Source organism: Candidatus Binatia bacterium (assembly GCA_036382395.1).
In the GTDB taxonomy this organism is placed as follows: domain Bacteria; phylum Desulfobacterota; class Binatia; order HRBIN30; family HRBIN30; genus JAGDMS01.
The window spans coordinates 1-4404 of record DASVHW010000132.1; the positions used below are offsets into that span (position 1 = coordinate 1).

A 4404-nucleotide genomic window follows, 5' to 3' on the forward strand; every position below is an offset into this window, starting at 1 on the left:
GCGCGTACGACATACTGCCGGCCACGATGGACGACGTTGAAGCTCGCATCCATCACCTGGCGGTTGGGGTACTGTCCCATCGCGGCCGCGAAGTACACACCGCCGTCGCGCGAGTAGCCGTTGAAGAAAAAGCGATCGTAGAAATTCCGATCGCTGGTGCCGACGTACGCTATCGGGTCCGGGGTCTGGTGAATCGGGTAATCATCTGCACGCGTGAACATACGGTCCTCCTCACAAGAGCTCGGAACTCAGAGCACAGAACTCAGGACATTAAAAGGCGGCCGCAAGAATTGCGAATTGAGGCTCGGCCCTCACGGAAACGGGGCGCGCGCTATGTAGCCCTGCAGCGCCGCCAGTGCCTCGACTTCGGTGGCGGGCACGTGCGCACCGCTGAACACCCACCAGTCTTCCGGGAAGACGATCTCCTCGCCGGGGGCGATGGTGGTGAGCGGGCCCAGGTGTTCGAGTTCGAGGATCCCGTGGTTGGAGTAGACTTCGATGGTGGCGCCGCCATCGGGATACTGGCCGGCGGCGTGCGGGAAGCGCTTGAGAAAGAGCGCCCCGCCAAGCAGGTATGCTGCCCAGCCTTGAGCCGAGTCGACGCCGATCTTGCTTTCGTCCTCGGCTCGGCCTGATGAGTCTGTCGATTTTCTCTGAAAGGACCCTTCGACAAGCTCAGGGTGAGCGGAAAAACCCTTATTTGATGGACTCTGAGACCGCTCGTGCTGAGGCTCTCGAAGCACGTCTTCGCATTGATCGACAGTCCCTGATGGTGCGGGCGGCGGCGGGCGCACGTTGCCGCTGTCGATCTGGATCAGCCGGTCGCCGAACTGATAGCGCCGATCGGCGAACTTCGCATAGCTCCAGAGGATGAGGCGGCGCGTGGCGTCGAAGGCAGTCGGCGGCCCGACATCGAGCGGCACGAAGGCGCGGCCGCCCGGTTGCATGACAGGCACACTCCACGCCGCACAGGTGAGCGGCCGGTCGGCGATGTTCGTGATGTGCGAGACCAGCCGCAGGCGCGGCTCACCGGGTGCCAGACTCACCTCGATGCGTTTCTGTATGCCGGCCGCCGGTTGCGGCGGGGCGGCCACCCGAAGCGTCGCCTTCCCGACGACGGCGGCCTGGCACGCGGCGTTGTCGAGGGCGTAAGTCGTCTCGGTACGCTCGGGCGCGATCCACAACCGCCAGCCGCCGCGGAAAACGTAGGTTGCCTCACCCCTTCCGCCGAGACCCTCGCGTATCTGCAACAGGTTCGCACCGCCGGGGAGACGCAGATCGATGATGCGCGGGCCGATGTCGGTAACGACGTGGGCTTCGAGCCAGCCATTGCTCAGCCGGTAGGTGTTGCTCCAGCCGTGATAGTTCTCCTTGGTAACGTGGGTCTGACCCATGCTTGCTCCACGCGCCGCAGATCAGCAACATTGCTGGCGGCCATCATCACGAAGAACGAAATGACTGGAGCAACCTCTTCAGCGGGTTTTCCGTCCCTCGGGAAGAGGGAGAAACAGGAGAAGAGAAGGCTGATTGGAGGCGCGCGGCGAGGTCATCCATGGCCACTCTTGCCTGGTCGAGCACCGCGCCCATGCCGAAGAAGCCGTGGATCATACCGTTGTATCGCTTCACCTCGGCGGGAACCCCGGCGGCGCGCAGGCGGGCCGCGTATGCTTCGCCCTCGTCGCGGAGCGGATCAAACTCCGCGGTGATCACCAGTGCCGGCGGCAGGCCGCGCAGATCGCTGGCCCGCAACGGCGCGGCGTAGGGGTTGTCGCGATCGGCGTCGCTCCGCAGGTAGTGACTCTGGAACCATCGCATCATGTCGACGGTGAGGAGGTATCCTTCCCCGTTCTCTCGACAGGATACCGTGTCGCATGAGGTGTCGGTCGCGGGATAGATGAGCAGCTGATACGTGAGCGGCGGCCCGCCACGGTCACGTGCCATCAATGCGACGACGGCGGCGAGGTTGCCCCCCGCACTGTCTCCACCAACGGCGATACGCTTCGGGTCGCCGCCGAAGCTGGCGGCGTTCTCCGCCACCCACTGCGTTGCGGCGTAGGCATCTTCCGCAGCGGCCGGAAACTTGTGCTCGGGCGCCAACCGATAATCGACGGACGCGACGATGCAGTGTGCCGCGTTCGTCAGTGCGCGACACACGCCGTCGTGACTTTCCAGATCACCCATAACCCAGCCGCCGCCATGGAAATACACGAGGACCGGAAACGGCCCGCCCTGTTCGGGAGTGTAGAGGCGCAGCACAATCTCGCTGCCGGGGCTCGGCACCGCCAGGTTGTCCACGCTGCCGACGGGTTCCGGAGCGCCGTGCAGGTCACTCAATGCCCCTGCCGCTTCGCGGGCTTCCTCGACCGAAAGCGTGTGGAACGGGGGAACGTTCATCGCCTGAACCTGATCAAGGAACGCCTGCACCTGGGGATCGAGTGGCATGGAAGGAGTTTACCAGTCAAACGCCAAAAGTTGAAAGCGGAAGGCCGGAGAATACGTGTGGTTCGATGGGTCGAAGTCCGCGTGTCGTTCCCCGCTTGGCGGCGGCGATGGCCTGGTTCGCGCCTTTGCCGCCGGACGGCCAGGGGGCGGACCATCGCTCCCGTATGATTCCTTTTCAATGCAGGGTAAGAGCTTGTTGATGCCGGCTACGTCCAGTCCTCGGCTCCTGCGGTTGATTGGGCTCTTCAAGTTGGTCAAGGCGGTGGTGCTGCTGGCTTCCCTGGCCACCGTTTTCCGCCTCCTCCGCCACAACCCCACGCAGACCCTGATTTGGTGGGCGCTCAAGCTGCATGTGGACCCAGGCAATCAGTATTTGCAGGCCGCGCTGTCAAAGCTCCTGGCCCTCGACGGCAGACAGTCGGAACTGCTTGCGGCCGCCACGGTGTTCTACGCTACTCTGTTCGCGGTCGAAGGGATCGGACTGCTGTTCGACATGGCGTGGGCCGAATACCTGACCATCGTCGAGACGGCCGGCTTCATACCGATCGAGATCTACGAGATCGTCAGAAACGCTAGCGCCGTCAGAGTCATGACACTGGCAGTCAACGTCACCATCGTGGCCTATCTCGGCATCCGGCTGCGGCGGCGCAAGAGGGGTGCTTGCTGAGAGATGACTGGTTCTACCTTCGCCGGATTGGAGAGTGGTATTTCATCTTGATGTTGACTTGATTATCTGGCCTACACTGTTACAGTCGTCCCGCATACAGGTTGGTAATGCTGGCCACGGTGCTTTCCAGTGCGGTTCACGGCATCGACGCGATCCTGGTCGAGGTGGAGGTCGATATTGCCTCCGGGCTGCCACAAATGGCGGTGGTCGGGCTACCCGAGGGTGCCGTCAAGGAGAGCAAAGATCGGGTGCGTTCGGCGCTGAAGAACTCGGGATACGAATTTCCGCAGCGCAAGATCACCATCAATCTGGCGCCGGCGGATATCAAGAAGGAAGGTTCCGCCTACGATCTGCCGATCGGCCTGGGCATTCTTGCGGCCAGCGGGCACCTGCCCCCGCACCGGCTGCGCGAGTATGCGATCCTTGGAGAATTGTCGCTCGACGGCCATGTCAAACCGGTTCGGGGGGCGTTGCCGATTGCGGCGGCTGCGAGTGAAAAGAAGCTGCGCGGGATATTGCTGCCGCCGGAGAATGCGCTCGAGGCGGCCGTGGTCGACGGCGTCGCCATAATTCCGGTCAACACGCTGGCCGAAGCCTTCGAGTTCCTGCGTGACGAGCGCGTCATCACCCCAGTGAGCGTCGATCTGAGTGCGATCTTCACGAATGACGCTCATTACGACGTTGATTTCAACGAGGTGAAGGGGCAGGAACACGTCAAGCGCGCGCTCGAGGTGGCCGCGGGTGGCGGCCACAACGTCATCATGGTGGGGCCGCCGGGCTCGGGGAAGACCATGCTGGCCAAGCGGCTGTCAACCATTCTGCCGGCACTCACGCTCGCCGAAGCGATCGAAACGACGCGGGTGCACAGCGTCATGGGGCTGATGGATGGGCGGGCACTGGTGTCGACGCGGCCGTTTCGGTCGCCGCACCACACCATCAGCGATGCCGGCCTCATCGGCGGCGGCACCATTCCAAAGCCCGGCGAAGTGAGTCTGGCGCATCATGGCGTGCTCTTTCTGGACGAACTGCCCGAGTTCCGCAAGAACGTGCTGGAGGTCTTGCGCCAGCCGCTCGAAGAAATGCGCATCACCATCTCGCGTGCCGTCGGTTCGATCACGTACCCGGCCAGCGTCATGCTGGTCGCCGCGATGAATCCCTGTCCCTGCGGATTTCATGGTGACCCGACCAAGGAGTGCACCTGCTCCGCCCTGCAGATTCAGCGCTACCGCGCCAAGATTTCGGGGCCGCTGCTCGACCGCATCGACATTCAGGCCGAGGTGCCGGCGGTACGCTAC

The 4404-nt window shown here is 63.3% G+C and carries 5 protein-coding genes; 2 read left to right on the forward strand and 3 right to left on the reverse strand.

All coding sequences use genetic code 11. The features are described from left to right. The 3 genes from VF515_06330 to VF515_06340 form a co-directional block, all read right to left on the reverse strand. Positions 1 to 221: hypothetical protein (locus VF515_06330; protein ID HEX7407254.1), on the reverse strand; the 221-nt coding region annotated here is incomplete at its 3' end. 90 nt (positions 222 to 311) lie between these two features. After that, complete coding sequence (locus VF515_06335) at positions 312 to 1394, reverse strand: hypothetical protein (protein HEX7407255.1); 1083 nt, start codon at positions 1392 to 1394, stop codon at positions 312 to 314. 46 nt (positions 1395 to 1440) lie between these two features. Further along, entirely contained in the window at positions 1441 to 2442 is a 1002-nt protein-coding gene (locus tag VF515_06340) for an alpha/beta hydrolase (GenBank protein ID HEX7407256.1), read from the reverse strand. A 199-nt stretch (positions 2443 to 2641) separates the two neighbouring features. On the opposite strand from VF515_06340, the gene VF515_06345 reads away from it, so the two are divergent. Both VF515_06345 and VF515_06350 read left to right on the forward strand, forming a co-directional pair. After that, a complete protein-coding gene (locus VF515_06345) occupies positions 2642 to 3109 on the forward strand; it encodes a DUF2127 domain-containing protein (protein HEX7407257.1) in 468 nt (155 codons plus the stop codon). A 107-nt stretch (positions 3110 to 3216) separates the two neighbouring features. Further along, a partial coding sequence (locus VF515_06350; protein HEX7407258.1) for a YifB family Mg chelatase-like AAA ATPase occupies positions 3217 to 4404 on the forward strand: 1188 nt, incomplete at its 3' end.

Excerpts from the sequence above, each read along its gene's own strand:
- VF515_06335 (HEX7407255.1), bottom strand. The coding sequence starts at position 1,394 with ATGGGTCAGACCCACGTTACCAAGGAGAACTATCACGGCTGGAGCAAC.
- VF515_06340 (HEX7407256.1), bottom strand. The coding sequence starts at position 2,442 with ATGCCACTCGATCCCCAGGTGCAGGCGTTCCTTGATCAGGTTCAGGCG.
- VF515_06345 (HEX7407257.1), top strand. The coding sequence starts at position 2,642 with ATGCCGGCTACGTCCAGTCCTCGGCTCCTGCGGTTGATTGGGCTCTTC.